The organism is Streptomyces sp. NPDC039480, assembly GCF_055597165.1.
Map to the genome: position 1 here is coordinate 20,427 of NZ_JBVITX010000006.1, position 16,527 is coordinate 36,953.

Consider the following 16,527-nt stretch of genomic DNA (forward strand, 5'->3'; position numbering starts at 1 on the left):
GTCCGTGCAACATCTCCGGCCGATCACGGCGCCGGCCGCCGCGCCGCGCGGCCCGACAACTCGTCGTGCCCGCGCGGCAATTGCGCGACCCTCTGCCGGTTGTGGCGTACGTCACCCGACGGCAGGGTGCCCGCCATGCCAGAGCAACCCAGCACACCCGAGGTCCACCGTCTCAAAGCGAACTCCGTCGGGGTCGTCGGCGTCGTCTTCATGGCGGTCGCCACCGCGGCGCCCATCACGGCGATGACCGGCAACCTCCCGATAGCCGTCGGCGCGGGCAACGGCACCGGAGCCCCCGCCGGCTACCTCTTCGCGACGCTCGTCCTGACGGTCTTCTCCGTCGGCTACGTCGCCATGGCCAAGCGGATCACCGCCGCCGGCGCCTTCTACGGCTACATCTCGCACGGCCTCGGCCGCATCGCCGGCATGGCGTCGGGGATGCTCGCCGTCCTCGCCTACATCGTCTTCGAGGCCTCCATCGTGGGCGTCTTCGCGTACTTCGCGCAGACCACCGTCCTCGACCAGCTGGGCGTCGACCTGCCGTGGGTGCTGTACGCGGCCGTGATGCTCGCGGCGACCGCTGTCCTGTCGTACTTCGACATCAACCTCACCGCGAAGGCGCTCGGCGTGATGCTCGTCGCGGAGATCGCTGTCCTCTTCGCGGTGGCCACGGCCGTCCTGGTGCGCGGCGGGGGCCCCGACGGCATCCCCGTCGAGCCGGTCGACCCGAGGAACGCCTTCACCGGCACCTCCGCCGGGCTCGGCCTGTTCTTCGCCTTCTGGTCGTGGGTCGGCTTCGAGTCGACCGCGATGTACGGCGAGGAGTCCCGCGACCCCAAACGCGTCATCCCGCGCGCCACACTCGTCTCCGTCGTCGGCGTGGGCCTCTTCTACATCTACGTCTCCTGGATGACGATCGCGGGCAACGGCCTGAGCGGCTCGGTCGAGGTCTCCCGGTCGACGGGCCCGCTCGACCTGTTCTTCGACCCGGCGCACCGCTTCATCGGCGCCTGGGCGGTCGACACCTTCCAGTGGCTGCTCATCACGGGCTCGTTCGCCTGCGGGATGGCCTTCCACCAGTGCGCGTCGCGCTATCTGTACGCGATCGGCCGGGAGGGCTTCCTGCACCCCGCCCTCGGCCGGACCCACCCCGCGCACGGCTCGCCGTACATCGCCTCGTACGTCCAGTCCGTCATCGCCGTCGCCCTCGTGGCCGCCTTCTGGCTCACCGGACAGGACCCGTACACCCACCTGTACACGCTGCTCGCGATCCTCGGCACGATGGCGATCCTCATCGTCCAGACGCTCTGTTCCTTTGCGGTGATCGGCTACTTCCGGCGCAACCACCCCGAGGACCGGCACTGGTTCAGGACGTTCCTCGCGCCGCTCCTCGGCGGCCTCGGCATGATCGCCGTCGTCGTGCTGCTCGTGATCAACATGGACACCGCGGCGGGCCCGGCGGCCGGCTCGCTCCTGTTCGAGGCGATCCCCTGGATCGTCGGCGTGGTCTTCCTCGGAGGCCTCGGGCTCGGCCTGTATCTGCGGGTCAGGCACCCGCGGCGCTACGAGATCATCGGCCGCATCGTCCTGGAGGACGCGGCCGAACGCACGGACGGCGACGGGCAGCAGCCCGTCGCCGTCCGGAGCCGGAGCTGAGGGGCTAGCCCCCGTACGCCCCCGAGGCCGTCAGCCGCAGTGCCGTGTCGATCAGCGGCACGTGGCTGAACGCCTGCGGGAAGTTGCCGACCTGGCGCTGGAGCTTGGAGTCCCACTCCTCGGCGAGGAGCCCGAGGTCGTTGCGGAGCGCCAGGAGCTTCTCGAAGAGCTTGCGGGCCTCGTCGACCCGGCCGATCATCGCGAGGTCGTCGGCCATCCAGAACGAGCAGGCCAGGAAGGCCCCCTCGTCGCCCTCGAGACCGTCCACGCCCTCGTCGTCGCCGGCCGTCGGATAGCGCAGGATGAAGCCGTCCGGCGTCGACAGCTCACGCTGGATCGCCTCGATCGTGCCGATGACCCGCTTGTCGTCGGGCGGCAGGAAGCCCATCTGCGGAATCAGCAGCAGCGAGGCGTCCAGCTCCTTCGAGCCGTACGACTGCGTGAAGGTGTTCCGCTCCTTGTCGTAGCCCTTCTCGCAGACGTCCCGGTGGATGTCGTCGCGCAGCTCGCGCCACTTCTCCAGCGGGCCGTCCGCGTCACCGGACTCGATGAGCTTGATGGTGCGGTCCACGGCGACCCAGGCCATCACCTTCGAGTGCACGAAGTGGCGGCGCGGGCCGCGCACCTCCCAGATGCCCTCGTCCGGCTCGTCCCAGTGCTCTTCCAGGTAGCGGATCAGCTTGAGCTGGAGGAGTGAGGCGTAGTCGTTGCGGGTCAGGCCCGTCATATGGGCCAGATGGAGGGCCTCGGTGACTTCGCCGTACACGTCGAGCTGGAGCTGGCCCACCGCGCCGTTGCCCGCCCGGACCGGCTGCGAGCCCTCGTACCCCGGCAGCCAGTCCAGCTCCGTCTCGCCGAGCTCGCGCTCGCCCGCGATGCCGTACATGATCTGCAGGTTCTCCGGGTCACCCGCCACCGCGCGCAGCAGCCACTCGCGCCAGGCGCGGGCCTCCTCGCGGTAGCCCGTGCGCAGCAGCGACGAAAGCGTGATCGCGGCGTCGCGCAGCCAGGTGAAGCGGTAGTCCCAGTTCCGGGAGCCGCCGACATCCTCGGGCAGCGAGGTGGTGGGCGCGGCGACGATGCCGCCGGTCGGCGCGTACGTCAGCGCCTTGAGGGTGATCAGCGAGCGGATCACGGCCTCGCGGTACGGGCCGTGGTACGTGCAGTGGTCGACCCACTCCCGCCAGAAGTCCTCCGTCGCGGTGAGCGCCGCCTCGGGCTCCGCGAGCGCGGGCTGCTCCTTGTGCGAGGGCTGCCACGAGATGGTGAACGCGATCCGCTCACCCGGCGAGACCGTGAAGTCGGCGTAGGTGGTGAGGTCCTTGCCGTAGGTCTCGGCGGTGGTGTCGAGCCAGACCGAGTCGGGGCCCGCGACGGCCACCGTCCGCCCGTCGAACTTGTGTACCCAGGGGACCACGCGGCCGTAGCTGAACCGCATCCGCAGGGCCGAGTGCATCGGCACCCGGCCGGAGACACCCTCGACGATCCGCACCAGCTGCGGCGAGTCGCTGCCGCGCGGCGGCATGAAATCGATCACGCGGACCGTGCCGCGTGGCGTGTCCCACTCGGATTCCAGCACCAGTGAGTCGCCGCGGTAGGTGCGGCGCGCGGCAGTGGGAGGCTGCGCGTCGGGGCTGTATGCGGGCCCGAGGCGCCAGAAGCCGTGCTCCTCGGTGCCCAACAGGCCGGCGAAAACGGCGTGGGAGTCGAAGCGGGGCAGGCACAGCCAGTCGACTGTGCCGTCCCGGCAGACCAGGGCGGCGGTCTGCATGTCTCCGATGAGTGCGTAGTCCTCGATGCGCCCGGCCACGTCTATCTCCAGTCGAACGGCCACGTTCGCCCCGCGGGGCGCTTACAGATCAGGGGTCAAGTGATCATTGCCGAGCGCTTGTTCCGGGTGCAAGGCGGGATGATGCCGTGTGCCGGATGGGCTCGGCAGCGAGTGTTTGAGCAGGATACGACGCACCCTGGTGATCCGCGCGCCCCTCCCGGCAACGATGCTGCGCCGAACGGGTGAGCGCCAGGTGAGAGCGGGTGCGGCGGGGAAAAAACGGGGGCGTGCGGGTCCGGTGACCAAGTTGTGTGCGCCTGGTGGCGGAGCGTGGCCGGAAGCAGCCTCGTTCCGTCGCTGATACCCTGGTAGCCCGTGAGCCGGTGGTCATAGAACCCCCGAACCGCAGCGACGGCGCCTCCCCGAATCCCTGGTGAGGACGTCGGTACGCACCTCCAGACCGCGACCACGGGAGCCCCCTCTTGGCCATGCAGCCCGCTGCTTTCCGAAACAGCACAGCCACGACGACCAAGCACATCTTCGTCACCGGGGGTGTCGCCTCCTCGCTCGGTAAGGGTCTGACGGCGTCCAGTCTCGGCGCGCTGCTCAAGGCTAGGGGCTTGCGCGTCACGATGCAGAAGCTCGACCCGTATCTGAACGTGGACCCCGGCACGATGAACCCCTTCCAGCACGGTGAGGTGTTCGTCACCAACGACGGCGCGGAGACCGACCTCGACATCGGTCACTACGAGCGCTTCCTCGACGTCGACCTCGACGGCTCGGCGAACGTGACCACCGGCCAGATCTACTCCCAGGTGATCGCCAAGGAGCGACGCGGCGAGTACCTCGGTGACACCGTGCAGGTCATCCCGCACATCACCAACGAGATCAAGCACCGCATCCGCCGCATGGCGACCGACGACGTCGACGTCGTCATCACCGAGGTCGGCGGCACGGTCGGCGACATCGAGTCGCTGCCGTTCCTGGAGACAGTCCGCCAGGTCCGCCACGAGGTCGGCCGGGACAACGTCTTCGTCGTGCACATCTCGCTGCTGCCCTACATCGGCCCCTCCGGCGAGCTGAAGACCAAGCCGACCCAGCACTCGGTGGCCGCCCTGCGCAACATCGGTATCCAGCCGGACGCGATCGTGCTGCGAGCCGACCGTGAGGTGCCGACCGCGATCAAGCGCAAGATCTCGCTGATGTGCGACGTCGACGAGGCCGCCGTGGTCGCCGCCATCGACGCCAAGTCGATCTACGACATCCCGAAGGTGCTCCACACCGAGGGCCTCGACGCCTACGTCGTGCGCAAGCTCGACCTGCCGTTCCGCGACGTCGACTGGACCCAGTGGGACGACCTCCTCGACCGGGTGCACAACCCGAACCACGAGGTCACCGTCGCCCTGGTCGGCAAGTACATCGACCTGCCCGACGCCTACCTCTCGATCACCGAGGCCATGCGCGCGGGCGGCTTCGCCAACAAGGCCCGCGTCAAGGTCAAGTGGGTCACCTCGGACGACTGCAAGACCCCGGCGGGCGCCAAGAAGCAGCTCGGCGACGTCGACGCGATCCTGATCCCCGGCGGCTTCGGCGAGCGCGGCGTCGACGGCAAGGTCAGCGCCATCCGGTACGCCCGCGAGAACAAGGTGCCGCTGCTCGGCATCTGCCTCGGCCTGCAGTGCATCGTCATCGAGGCGGCCCGCAACCTCGCGGACATCCCGGACGCCAACTCCACGGAGTTCGACGCCGCCACCGCCCACCCGGTGATCTCCACCATGGCGGAGCAGCTCGACATCGTCGCCGGCGAGGGCGACATGGGCGGCACGATGCGCCTCGGCATGTACCCGGCCAAGCTGGCCGAGGGCTCCATCGCCCGCGAGGTGTACGACGGCAAGGAGTACGTGGAGGAGCGCCACCGCCACCGCTACGAGGTGAACAACTCCTACCGCGCCGACCTGGAGAAGAAGGCGGGCATCCAGTTCTCCGGCACCTCCCCGGACGGCAAGCTCGTCGAGTACGTCGAGTACCCCCGCGAGGTGCACCCCTACCTGGTCGCCACCCAGGCGCACCCGGAGCTGCGCTCGCGTCCGACGCGTCCGCACCCGCTCTTCGCCGGCCTGGTGAAGGCCGCCGTCGAGCGCCAGCAGCGCGAGCGGAAGTCCGGCGGCAAGTCGGGCAAGTAACACCGGAGCGATACGGTTGCCGGGGTGTGCGTCTCACGGGGCGCACACTCCGGTTTTTTCTTTTGGCACGTGGAAGGACAGGGCGACATGACGATCAAGGACACCGCCGAGGAGTGGCAGGTCACGGCGACGGAGACCCCCTTCGTCGGGAACAAGACCTCCGTGCGCACCGACGACGTGGTCATGCCCGACGGAACCGTCGTCCGCCGCGACTACCAGGTCCACCCCGGCTCGGTGGCCGTCCTCGCGCTCGACGGCGAGGGCCGCGTCCTGGTCATCCGCCAGTACCGCCACCCGGTCCGCCAGAAGCTCTGGGAGATCCCCGCGGGCCTCCTCGACGTCCCCGGCGAGAACCCGCTGCACGCCGCCCAGCGCGAGCTCTACGAAGAGGCGCACGTCAAGGCCGAGGACTGGCGTGTCCTCACCGACGTCTACACCACCCCCGGCGGCTGCGACGAGGCCGTACGGATCTTCCTCGCCCGCGAGCTCTCCGAGGCCGAGGGCGCGCGCTTCGAGGTCTCCGAGGAGGAGGCCGACATGGAGCTCGCCCGGATCCCCCTCGAAGAGCTCGTGCGCGGTGTGCTCGCCGGTGAGCTGCACAACAACTGCCTGGTCGTGGGCGCCCTCTCGCTGCACGCGGCCCTCAACGGCGACGGCCTCGACGCGCTGCGCCCGGCCGAGGCGCCGTGGCCGGCCCGCCCCTTCGAGGCGTAGCCCCTCCGGAAGGCCCAGGGCCATCCGGGGCTTCCGATGTGACGATCTGTAGATCCGATCGGGTGACTTGTGCGTGCTGCGTGACCGGGAGGGACACGGGGCCTGAACTAGGCTCTGAAAGCGTCCCGCCCGGAGTCCCGGCGGGTTCGTGCGCAGGCGGACGGGAGCGTGGCCCGTGACGGATCAGGCGGTCGACACGGACGGTGTCGCGGGCGGCGCGGTGCCGCCGCCCGCGAGTGCCCCGGTGGAGCCGACGAGGAGTCAGTTCGTCGGCAGACGCCGGGAACTGAAGGAGCTCCGCGCCGACATCGACCGGGCGGGCCTCGACACCCTCTCCGGCCGCAAGGCCCCTCGCGCGCGCGTGCTGCTGATCGCGGGCCGCCCCGGCTCGGGCCGCACCTCACTCGCCGAGGAACTCGCCCGGCAGCTCGCCGGGGACTACCCCGACGGGGTGCTGCGCGCCCGCCTCACCGAGCCCGACGGCAGCCGGGTCCCCACGGAGCGCACCGCCCGCGAACTCCTCGACGCCCTGCGCGTGCCCGCACCCCCGGGGGCCGCCGAGGACGACCTCACCGCCATCCTCCGGGAGTCCCTGGCCGACCGCAGGGCGCTGCTGCTCCTCGACGACGCCGCCGACGCCGAACAGGTCGACCCGCTCCTTCCGGAGACGCCCGACTGCCTGGTCGTCGCGGTCTCCGAGGGCCCGCTCACCGGCATCCCCGACGTCCGGCCGTGCACCCTCGGCGGCCTGGACAAGGCGGCCGCCGTCGAGCTCCTCGCCCGCGCCGCGGGGCCCGTCCGCATCACCGTCGACCCGCGTTCCGCGGAATCCCTCGTCGAGGCGTGCGCGGCACATCCGGCGGCGCTCGTCCTCGCGGGCGGCTGGCTCGCCGCGCGGCCCAAGGCGGCCGTCGCCGACCTCGCCAAGCGCGTGCACGACATGCCGGACGAGGGCTCGGCCCTCGCGCGTGTCTTCGCTCACACCTACGCCTCGCTGCCCTCGGCCGCCGCGCGGATACTGCGGTTCCTCTCCCTCGCCCCGGCCGGCGACGTCGACGCGCACACCGCCTCCGCGCTCGCCGGCTGCTCGGTCTCCGCGGCCGCGACCACGCTCGACGACTTCGTGGCGCTCGGGCTCGTACGGGCCGTGGACTCCCCGCTCCCGCAGTACGAGGTGCCCGGCTGCCTGGTCCCGCTGCTGCGGGCCCGCACCGCGAGCCAGGACCGCCCCGCCGAGATCCAGCTGGCCAGGGCGCGGATGCTGGAGCGGACCGTGCGCCTGCTCCAGTCCTGCCGGGCCGTCACGGAGCCGGACGCCTCCGCCGCCCGCAAGAAGCTCGCGGGACTGCCGCGCGCACTGCGTTTCCCCAGCTCGCAGGCTGCCGCCGAGTGGCTGCGCGTCCGGCAGCCCGCGCTGCTCGCCTCCGCCCGGCTCGCGGTGGCCGACGGCGAGCTCGACACCCTCGCGCGGCGCCTGATGGCGGCTCTGGTCAGGGCGCTGGTCGCACACCGCGGCACCGAGGACGCGGCCCCCGAGCTGTACGGCATCCACCGCCTTGTCCTTGACGTGGCCGAGCGGCGCGACCTGCCGCGCGAGCAGGCGGCGGCGCTGCTGAACCTCGCGGATCTGGACGCGTGGACGGGGCGGACCCGCGACGCGCTGGTCCGCTACCGCGCGGCACTGGACGCGGGACGCGCGGCGAACGATCCGTACGCGACCGGGCGCGCGATGGAATCCGTAGGCGGCGCCTATCAGGAGCTGGGGGACTGGCCGCGGGCCTCCGACTGGTTCGGCCGCGCACTGGCCCAGCGGCTGGCCCGCGGCGAGCGCGCGGACGCCGCCCGGCTGTACGGCAGGATCGGCGCCGTGCACACCTACGCGGGGCGCTACGGCGAGGCGCTGCGCAACTGGAGCTCGGCCGTCACCGGGCACCGCAGGAACGGCGATGTGGCCGCCCAGGCAAGGGCGTTGAGCGAGCTGGCCCGGGTGCAGGAGTACGCGGGACGGCCCGAGGAGTCGTTGCGCACCTGCCAGGAAGCCGTCGAGCTGGCACGGCACGCCAAGGACGTCCGCCTGCAGGCGGCGCTGCAGCTCCGCCTCGCCGACACCCTGGAGCGGCTCGGGGACCCGGCGGCCGCCCGGCTGCACAGGGCCGCGGCCGAGCGCATGCTGGGAACTGAGCTCTCTCCGGGGCCGAGGCTTGAAACAAATGGTGGAGCGGAGCCTTCCGCCTGCGAAATCCGTAGTGCATCTGCGGAAGATTGAAGTATTGAAAGGCTAGACAGCGCGAAATCCTTCATTAGACTGGCTCCGCCGCGTACCTCCGCGGTGTCTCCCGCTGCGCCCCCACACGCACCGGTATGCGTTGCATTGCCCGAAAAATCCCCTGAGCCAAGGACCGTGATCGACGATGAAGGTCGGCATCCCCCGCGAGGTCAAGAACAACGAGTTCCGGGTGGCCATCACCCCCGCCGGTGTGCACGAGCTGGTGCGCCACGGCCACCAGGTCGTCATCGAGCGGAACGCCGGCGTCGGCTCCTCGATCACGGACGCCGAGTACGTCTCGGCCGGCGCCACGATCCTGGACACCGCCGACGAGGTCTGGGCCACCGCGGACCTGCTCCTCAAGGTCAAGGAGCCCATCGCGGAGGAGTACCACCGCCTCCGCAAGGACCAGACCCTCTTCACCTACCTGCACCTGGCCGCGTCCAAGGAGTGCACGGACGCGCTCCTGGAGTCGGGCACCACCGCCATCGCGTACGAGACGGTCGAGACCGCGAACCGCGCGCTCCCGCTCCTCGCCCCGATGTCCGAGGTCGCGGGCCGTCTCGCCCCGCAGGTCGGCGCCTACCACCTGATGGCCGCCAACGGCGGCCGCGGCGTCCTGCCGGGCGGCGTCCCGGGCGTGGCCGCGGGCAAGGCCGTCGTCATCGGCGGCGGCGTCTCCGGCTGGAACGCCGCGCAGATCGCCATCGGCATGGGCTTCCACGTGACCCTGCTCGACAAGGACATCAACAAGCTCAAGGAAGCCGACAAGATCTTCGGCACGAAGATCCAGACCGTCGTCTCCAACGCCTTCGAGCTGGAGAAGGCCTGCCTGGAGGCCGACCTCGTCATCGGCGCCGTGCTCATCCCGGGCGCCAAGGCCCCGAAGCTGGTCACCAACGAGCTCGTCTCCCGCATGAAGCCGGGAAGTGTCCTTGTCGACATCGCGATCGACCAGGGCGGCTGCTTCGAGGACTCGCACGCCACCACGCACGCCGAGCCGACCTTCCCGGTCCACAACTCGGTCTTCTACTGCGTCGCCAACATGCCCGGCGCGGTGCCGAACACCTCGACGTACGCGCTGACCAACGCGACCATGCCGTACATCGTGTCGCTGGCGAACAACGGCTGGGTCGAGGCGCTGCGCCGCGACCACGCGCTCGCCCTGGGTCTCAACACCCATGACGGCAAGGTCGTTTACAAGGAGGTCGCGGAGGCCCACGGTCTCGACCACGTCGAGCTGGAGTCGCTCCTCGGCTGAACCTGACCGCTTTCGTCAACGAAAGTCGTCAATCTCACGCCCACGGCCGGACCTTGAGAGGGGTCCGGCCGTATGCGTATCAGTGTGGACACGCTCAACTGGCCTTGAACGTAACCCTTTAACCGATTCGCCCACCCCGGAAAGCTGTCGACGGCGAGCCGCACGCCCTTGACACAAGGGTGTTCCATTGCCGACACATCGGGCCGGGTCCGGCGGATTGTGTTGCTGTGGACCGGTGACACGCCATAGAGTCGCCAACCGTCGGCATGGTGCCACGCTGACCTATCGAGAAATTTCCTGGTCACCAAGGAGGTAAGACGACTTGTGAATGAGTCGACATTTGCTCCCGGGGGTGGTCAACCAGGAACGTCTGCACGGGACCAGGGTCCCGTGGGGCTCGAGGCCGTCGGCTCGGTCGCTGTCCGCACCTTCGAAGCCCGGCAGAGCCCCCAGCCGACACAGTCAGCACCCCAGAGCATGGATGGCCATCACGTGAACGCCATGGCCGGCGACCGGAGTGGCGATAACACCCACACCCACCTCGCCGACTACGAGGAACTGCCCCAGGGGCACTTCTACGACCCCGACGCCGAGTACGAGCCCGATCCGGAGTACGCGGCCACGCTCGCGCCCGACGCGGCCCGCCAGCGCCGCGAGCGCATCGGCCCCACGGGACGCCCGCTGCCGTACTTCCCGATCCCGGGCCCGCTGACCGACCACGGGCCCGCCAAGATCATCGCGATGTGCAACCAGAAGGGCGGCGTCGGCAAGACGACGTCGACCATCAACCTGGGCGCGGCCCTCGCGGAGTACGGACGCCGAGTCCTGCTCGTCGACTTCGACCCGCAGGGCGCCCTCTCGGTCGGCCTCGGCGTGAACCCGATGGAGCTGGACCTCACGGTCTACAACCTCCTCATGGAGCGCGGCATGGCCGCGGACGAGGTGCTCCTGAAGACGGCGGTCCCGAACATGGACCTGCTGCCCAGCAACATCGACCTCTCCGCGGCCGAGGTCCAGCTGGTGAGCGAGGTCGCGCGCGAGTCCACGCTGCAGCGCGCCCTGAAGCCGCTGATGCAGGACTACGACTACATCGTGATCGACTGCCAGCCCTCGCTCGGCCTGCTCACCGTGAACGCCCTGACGGCCGCTCACAAGGTGATAGTGCCGCTCGAGTGCGAGTTCTTCGCGCTGCGCGGTGTGGCCCTCCTCACGGAGACCATCGAGAAGGTCCAGGAGCGGCTCAACCCCGACCTGGAGCTCGACGGCATCCTCGCGACCATGTACGACTCCCGCACGGTGCACAGCCGTGAGGTGCTCGCGCGCGTGGTCGAGGCCTTCGACGACCACGTCTACCACACGGTCATCGGACGCACGGTCCGCTTCCCGGAGACCACGGTCGCCGGTGAGCCGATCACGACGTACGCCTCCAACTCGGTCGGCGCGGCCGCCTATCGCCAGCTCGCCAGGGAGGTGCTCGCCCGGTGTCACGCCGAGTGAGTCTGCCCGGGGCCGACGAACTGTTCCGTACGACCGGGGGGATGGCGCTGCAGTCGTCGTCGCCGCGCCGCCAGGCGAACGGCGAGGCGAAGGTGCCCGCCCCGGCGGGCGAGAGCGACGAGACGGCCGCCTCGGCCGAGGACACGGCGGCGCAGGCCGACGGCGGTGACCCCGCCGAACACGCGGCCACCGACGCGGAGTCCGGCTCCGGCGAGTCCCGCAGCCGTACCGCGGGCGACGCCGAGAAGGGCGCGGGACGGCGCTCGCCGGCCGCGGGGTCGGCGGCCGCAGCGGCGCAGGAAGGTTCGTCCGCCCAGGGCGGCGGCAAGTCCGGCTCATCGACCGCGCAGGCGCGGCGGCGGGCGCGGGCGGCCAACCGGCGGCCCAGCGGGCGCGAGCGGCACGACGAGAAGATCACCGTGTACGTCTCCGCGGAAGAGCTGATGGACCTCGAACACGCGCGGCTCGTGCTGCGCGGCGAGCACGGGCTCGCGGTCGACCGCGGGCGGATCGTGCGGGAGGCCGTCGCGGTCGTCCTCGCCGATCTGGAGTCCCGCGGGGACGCGAGCATCCTCGTACGACGGCTACGCGGGCGGTAGGGGTAGCGTTTCAGGCCTCATGGCCTCGAACAGTGAATCCGCACCGCCCGCCGCCCGGCGCCGCACCCTGGGGCGCGGCCCGGGGGCGGAGCCCGTGGAGCAGCCGTCCGCCGAGCAGCCCGCAGAGCCCGAGCCCGCCGAGCCCGACAAGTCCGCCGAGCCCGACGAGCCCGGCGACGGGCGGTTCAAGGTGCGGCTCGCGAACTTCGAAGGGCCGTTCGATCTGCTGCTCCAGCTGATCTCGAAGCACAAGCTGGACGTCACCGAGGTCGCCCTGTCGAAGGTGACCGACGAGTTCATGGCGCACATCCGGGCCATGGGGGCCGACTGGGACCTGGACCAGACGACCGAGTTCCTGGTCGTCGCCGCCACCCTGCTCGACCTCAAGGCGGCGCGGCTGCTGCCCACCGCCGAGGTCGAGGACGAGGCCGACCTGGCGCTCCTCGAAGCACGGGACCTGCTGTTCGCGCGGCTCCTGCAGTACCGGGCGTACAAGCAGGTGGCGGACATCTTCAGCGGGCGGCTCGACGACGAGGCGCGGCGCTATCCGCGGACCGTGGGCCTGGAGCCGCACCACGCCGAGCTGCTGCCGGAGGTCGTCATCAGCATCGGGGCGGAAGGATTCGCCAAGCTCGCCGTGAAGGCGATGCAGCCCCGCGCGAAGCCGCAGGTCTACGTCGATCACATCCACGCTCCGCTGGTCTCCGTGCAGGAGCAGGCCGGGCTCGTCATCGCCCGGCTCCGGGAGCACGGCGAGACGAGTTTCCGGGTCCTGGTGGCGGACGCGGGGGACACCCTCACGGTCGTCGCCCGCTTCCTCGCCCTGCTCGAGCTCTACCGCGAGAAGGCCGTCGCCCTGGACCAGGAGGACCCGCTGGGCGAGCTGATGGTGCGGTGGACCGGCGGGGACGGCGCGGAGGAGCCGACCGTGACCGACGAGTTCGACCGGGCCCCCGAACCGATGGAGGAGAAGGCGTGAGCGAGCACCCTGTGGGGGCGGCCGGGGTCGCGGAGCTGGAGCTGCGGCCCGCTCTGGAAGCGGTCCTGATGGTCGTCGACGAGCCGGCCACCGAGGAGCACCTCGCGAAGATCCTGCAGCGGCCCAGGCGCGCCGTCGCCGACGCGCTGCGGGAGCTCGCCGACGAGTACACCGTGCAGCGGCGCGGTTTCGAGCTGCGGCTCGTCGCCGGCGGGTGGCGCTTCTACACCCGGCCCGAGTACGCCGCCGCCGTGGAGGGCTTCGTCCTCGACGGGCAGCAGGCGCGGCTCACCCAGGCGGCCCTGGAGACCCTCGCGGTCGTCGCGTACCGTCAGCCGGTCAGCCGTTCCAGGGTCTCCGCGGTGCGCGGCGTGAACTGTGACGGTGTGATGCGGACCCTCCTCCAGAGGGGTCTGGTGGCGGAGGCGGGCGCGGAACCCGAAACAGGTGCGATCCTGTACAGGACGACGAACTATTTTCTGGAGCGGATGGGCCTGCGCGGCCTCGACGAGCTCCCGGAGCTCGCGCCCTTCCTCCCCGAGGCGGACGCGATCGAAGGAGAGACGCAGGAAGGCGTTCCGTCGTTCGACCCGGACGCACCCGATGCGCCGGGGTACGAGTACACCCACGACACAGCCGACTAGACGGAACTTTGATGCGAAGCAGCAGCGGCAGGAACAGCAGCGGAAACAACGGCGGGAGCCGTGGTGGCAACAGCGGCGGCCGCGGCAACAGCGGCGGCCGGGGAAGCACCGGCGGCCGCGGCGATTACCGGGGTGCCGGTAACAACCGTGACGACAAGCAGGGCGGCAGCGGCCGTCCGAAGAAGCCGCGTCCGGAGGAGCGGCGCTACGACGTAGGTGCCGACGGCACGCACAACGGTCCGAAGTCGGGCCGTGGCGCCTCGGCGCGCGGCGGTGCCAAGGGCGGCCCCAAGCAGGGCCAGGGCAGCGGCCGGGGGCGTTGGGCTCCGGCCACCTCCCGTGAGTACGACGCGCGCGCCGAGGAGCGCAACCGCGAGCGGTACGCGGGCAAGCCGAAGGTCAGCCCGCCGAAGACGTTCCCGGGCGCCGAGCAGGAGGGTGAGCGCCTGCAGAAGGTGCTCGCGCGCGCGGGCTACGGCTCGCGCCGTGCCTGTGAGGAGCTGGTCGAGGAGGCTCGCGTCGAGGTCAACGGCGAGATCGTCCTGGAGCAGGGCATGCGCGTCGACCCCGAGAAGGACGAGATCAAGGTCGACGGTCTGACCGTCGCCACGCAGTCGTACCAGTTCTTCGCGCTGAACAAGCCCGCCGGTGTCGTCTCCACCATGGAGGACACCGAGGGCCGCCAGTGCCTGGGGGACTACGTGACCAACCGCGAGACGCGGCTGTTCCACGTGGGGCGGCTCGACACCGAGACCGAGGGTGTCATCCTGCTCACCAACCACGGCGAGCTGGCGCACCGCCTGACCCACCCCAAGTACGGCGTGAAGAAGGTCTACCTCGCGCACATCGTGGGCCCGATCCCGCGTGACCTGGGCAAGCAGCTCAAGGACGGCATCCAGCTCGAGGACGGGTACGCCCGCGCGGACCACTTCCGCGTCGTCGAGCAGACCGGCAAGAACTACCTCGTCGAGGTCACCCTGCACGAGGGCCGCAAGCACATCGTGCGGCGCATGCTCGCCGAGGCGGGCTTCCCCGTCGACAAGCTGGTGCGGGTGGCGTTCGGGCCGATCACCCTGGGCGACCAGAAGTCGGGCTGGCTGCGGCGGCTGTCCAACACGGAGGTCGGCATGCTGATGCAGGAAGTCGATCTGTAGGAAGCGCTTCATCGCTTGCCCGAACCACCCCCCTCTCTTTATAGTCAACGAGACCATAAAGAGAGGGGGGTGGTTGTGCATGCAGGGATACGACAAGTACGCCTTCGAGCCCTTTGCCGTCACCGTCGACCTGGCGGTGTTCACCGTCCGGGACGGCGCGCTGCACGTGCTGCTCGTCGAGCGCGGCCAGGAGCCGTACGCGGGGCGCTGGGCGCTGCCCGGCGGATTCGTGCTGCCCGACGAGTCGGCCGAGCAGGCCGCGGGCCGGGAGCTCGCCGAGGAGACCGGCATCGCGGACGTCGGACGGCTGCACCTGGAGCAGGTGCGCACCTACAGCGACCCGGACCGCGATCCGCGCATGCGGGTCGTCTCCGTCGCCTTCGCCGCGCTGGTGCCCGACCTGCCCGAGGCGCGCGGGGGAGGTGACGCGGCCCGCGCCGCCTGGCTGCCGTACCGCCCCGCCGGCTACCGGCCGCTCGCCTTCGACCACGACCGGATCCTCGCCGACGCCCACGACCGGATCGGCGCCAAGCTGGAGTACACCGGGCTCGCCACGGCCTTCTGCGCTCCCGAGTTCACGCTCGGCGAGCTGCGCCAGGTCTACGAGGCGGTGTGGGGCGCCGAGCTCGACCCCGCCAACTTCCGGCGCAAGGTGGTCGGCACCGCCGGGCTCGTCGAGGCGATCCCCGGCGCCGCCCGGCTGACCGGCGGACGCGGCAAGCCCGCGGCCCTCTTCCGGGCCGGCACCGCCACCGCCCTCCACCCACCGCTGCTCCGCCCCGCCCAGGAAGGACAGCCCTCGTGAAGCGCGCCGCCACCGGATCCCTCATGGGCCTCGCCCTCGGGGACGCACTCGGCTTCCCGACGGAGTTCAACGACGTACCGTCGATCCTCGCCAAGTGCGGGCCCTGGCGCGGGATGGAGCTGCCGAAACCGGCGTTCATCACGGACGACACCCAGATGACGCTCGCGCTGAGCCGCGGGCTGCGCACCGCCATGGAGCGGGGGCTCCTCGGCCCGAAGCGGCTGGAGCGGCCGCTGCGCGAGGAGTTCGTGGACTGGTACCGGTCGCCGGAGAACAACCGCGCACCCGGCAACACCTGCCTGAAGGCCTGCTTCCTCCTCAAGACCGGCAAGCCGTGGGAGGAGGCCAGCCAGGTGCACTCCAAGGGCTGCGGCGCCAACATGCGCGTCGCGCCGCTCGGCCTCGTCCCCGGCCTGAGCGACGAGCAGCGGGCCGGCGCCGCCCAGCTCCAGTCCGCGCTCACCCACGGCCACCCGACGGCGCTCGCCGCCTCCGACCTCACCGCCCGCGCCGTGCGGCTGCTCGCCGAGGGCGCCGAGCCGACGGGACTCGTCGGACTCCTGCGTTCGTACGCGTACGAGAACCGCGAGACGTACCACGAGCGCTGGCTCGGCGAGCTGTGGACGCGGGGCGGGGACGCGACGCCACAGGCGTTCATCGCGCGCGGCTGGGACGAGTGCCTCGGCGCGCTGGAGCGGCTCAGGACCGCGCTGCGCTCGCCCTCGCCCGAGACCGACCCCTGCCTCGCCACCGGCGAGGGCTGGATCGCGGAGGAGGCGCTCGCCACCGGCCTGCTGTGCTTCCTGCTGTTCGTCGACGACCCGGTCACCGCCCTGCGCAGGGCCGCCTGTACGTCGGGGGACTCGGACTCGATCGCCTGCCTGGCCGGCGCCTTTGCGGGAGCCCATCTCGGCGCGGACGCCTGGCCGGCGGAGTGGACGGACCGGATCGAACACGGGGCCGAGCTCCAGGAGTTCGGAGCGCTCTGGGATTCTTGA

Annotated in this window: 13 protein-coding genes; 12 read left to right on the forward strand and 1 reads right to left on the reverse strand. The window is 71.0% G+C overall.

Translation table 11 applies throughout. From position 1 onward, the window contains the following. The first annotated feature begins 135 nt into the window (after positions 1–135). Positions 136–1,656 carry an APC family permease gene (locus tag ACZ56E_RS19705; RefSeq protein ID WP_471215727.1) on the forward strand — a complete coding sequence of 507 codons (1,521 nt, stop codon included), beginning with the start codon at positions 136–138 and terminating at the stop codon, positions 1,654–1,656. Between the two features lie 4 nt (positions 1,657–1,660). On the opposite strand, the gene ACZ56E_RS19710 is transcribed toward ACZ56E_RS19705, so the two are convergent. Continuing rightward, the gene (locus ACZ56E_RS19710; protein ID WP_468612296.1) at positions 1,661–3,472 is read right to left on the reverse strand and encodes a glycoside hydrolase family 15 protein; all 1,812 of its coding nucleotides are present in this window, start codon (positions 3,470–3,472) and stop codon (positions 1,661–1,663) included. A gap of 443 nt (positions 3,473–3,915) precedes the next feature. On the opposite strand from ACZ56E_RS19710, the gene ACZ56E_RS19715 reads away from it, so the two are divergent. The 11 genes from ACZ56E_RS19715 (at position 3,916) to ACZ56E_RS19765 (ending at position 16,527) form a co-directional block, all read left to right on the forward strand. After that, the gene (locus tag ACZ56E_RS19715; protein ID WP_471216388.1) at positions 3,916–5,610 is read left to right on the forward strand and encodes a CTP synthase; all 1,695 of its coding nucleotides are present in this window, start codon (positions 3,916–3,918) and stop codon (positions 5,608–5,610) included. A gap of 87 nt (positions 5,611–5,697) precedes the next feature. Beyond that, entirely contained in the window at positions 5,698–6,324 is a 627-nt protein-coding gene (locus tag ACZ56E_RS19720) for an NUDIX domain-containing protein (RefSeq protein ID WP_468612253.1), read from the forward strand. Positions 6,325–6,499: 175 nt separating this feature from the next. Continuing rightward, on the forward strand, positions 6,500–8,590 hold the full coding sequence (locus ACZ56E_RS19725; RefSeq protein WP_471215729.1) for a tetratricopeptide repeat protein: 2,091 nt from the start codon (positions 6,500–6,502) through the stop codon (positions 8,588–8,590). A gap of 145 nt (positions 8,591–8,735) precedes the next feature. Continuing rightward, a complete protein-coding gene (gene ald, locus ACZ56E_RS19730; RefSeq protein WP_362991203.1) occupies positions 8,736–9,851 on the forward strand; it encodes an alanine dehydrogenase in 1,116 nt (371 codons plus the stop codon). 324 nt (positions 9,852–10,175) lie between these two features. Further along, the gene (locus ACZ56E_RS19735; RefSeq protein ID WP_398310188.1) at positions 10,176–11,348 is read left to right on the forward strand and encodes a ParA family protein; all 1,173 of its coding nucleotides are present in this window, start codon (positions 10,176–10,178) and stop codon (positions 11,346–11,348) included. After that, a complete protein-coding gene (locus ACZ56E_RS19740) occupies positions 11,333–11,947 on the forward strand; it encodes a hypothetical protein (RefSeq protein WP_471215731.1) in 615 nt (204 codons plus the stop codon). Before ACZ56E_RS19735 ends, ACZ56E_RS19740 begins: the two co-directional genes overlap by 16 nt. A gap of 19 nt (positions 11,948–11,966) precedes the next feature. Beyond that, complete coding sequence (locus ACZ56E_RS19745; protein WP_471215733.1) at positions 11,967–12,926, forward strand: segregation and condensation protein A; 960 nt, start codon at positions 11,967–11,969, stop codon at positions 12,924–12,926. Beyond that, positions 12,923–13,570: an SMC-Scp complex subunit ScpB gene (gene scpB / locus ACZ56E_RS19750; protein WP_471215735.1), complete on the forward strand. Its 648-nt coding sequence runs from the start codon at positions 12,923–12,925 to the stop codon at positions 13,568–13,570. Before ACZ56E_RS19745 ends, scpB begins: the two co-directional genes overlap by 4 nt. 11 nt (positions 13,571–13,581) lie before the next feature. Then, a complete protein-coding gene (locus ACZ56E_RS19755; RefSeq protein WP_471215737.1) occupies positions 13,582–14,724 on the forward strand; it encodes a pseudouridine synthase in 1,143 nt (380 codons plus the stop codon). 79 nt (positions 14,725–14,803) lie between these two features. Next, entirely contained in the window at positions 14,804–15,529 is a 726-nt protein-coding gene (locus ACZ56E_RS19760) for an NUDIX hydrolase (RefSeq protein WP_471215740.1), read from the forward strand. Positions 15,530–15,552: 23 nt separating this feature from the next. Then, positions 15,553–16,527 (forward strand): ADP-ribosylglycohydrolase family protein, encoded by a 975-nt coding sequence (locus tag ACZ56E_RS19765; protein ID WP_471216390.1) that lies wholly within the window; start codon positions 15,553–15,555, stop codon positions 16,525–16,527.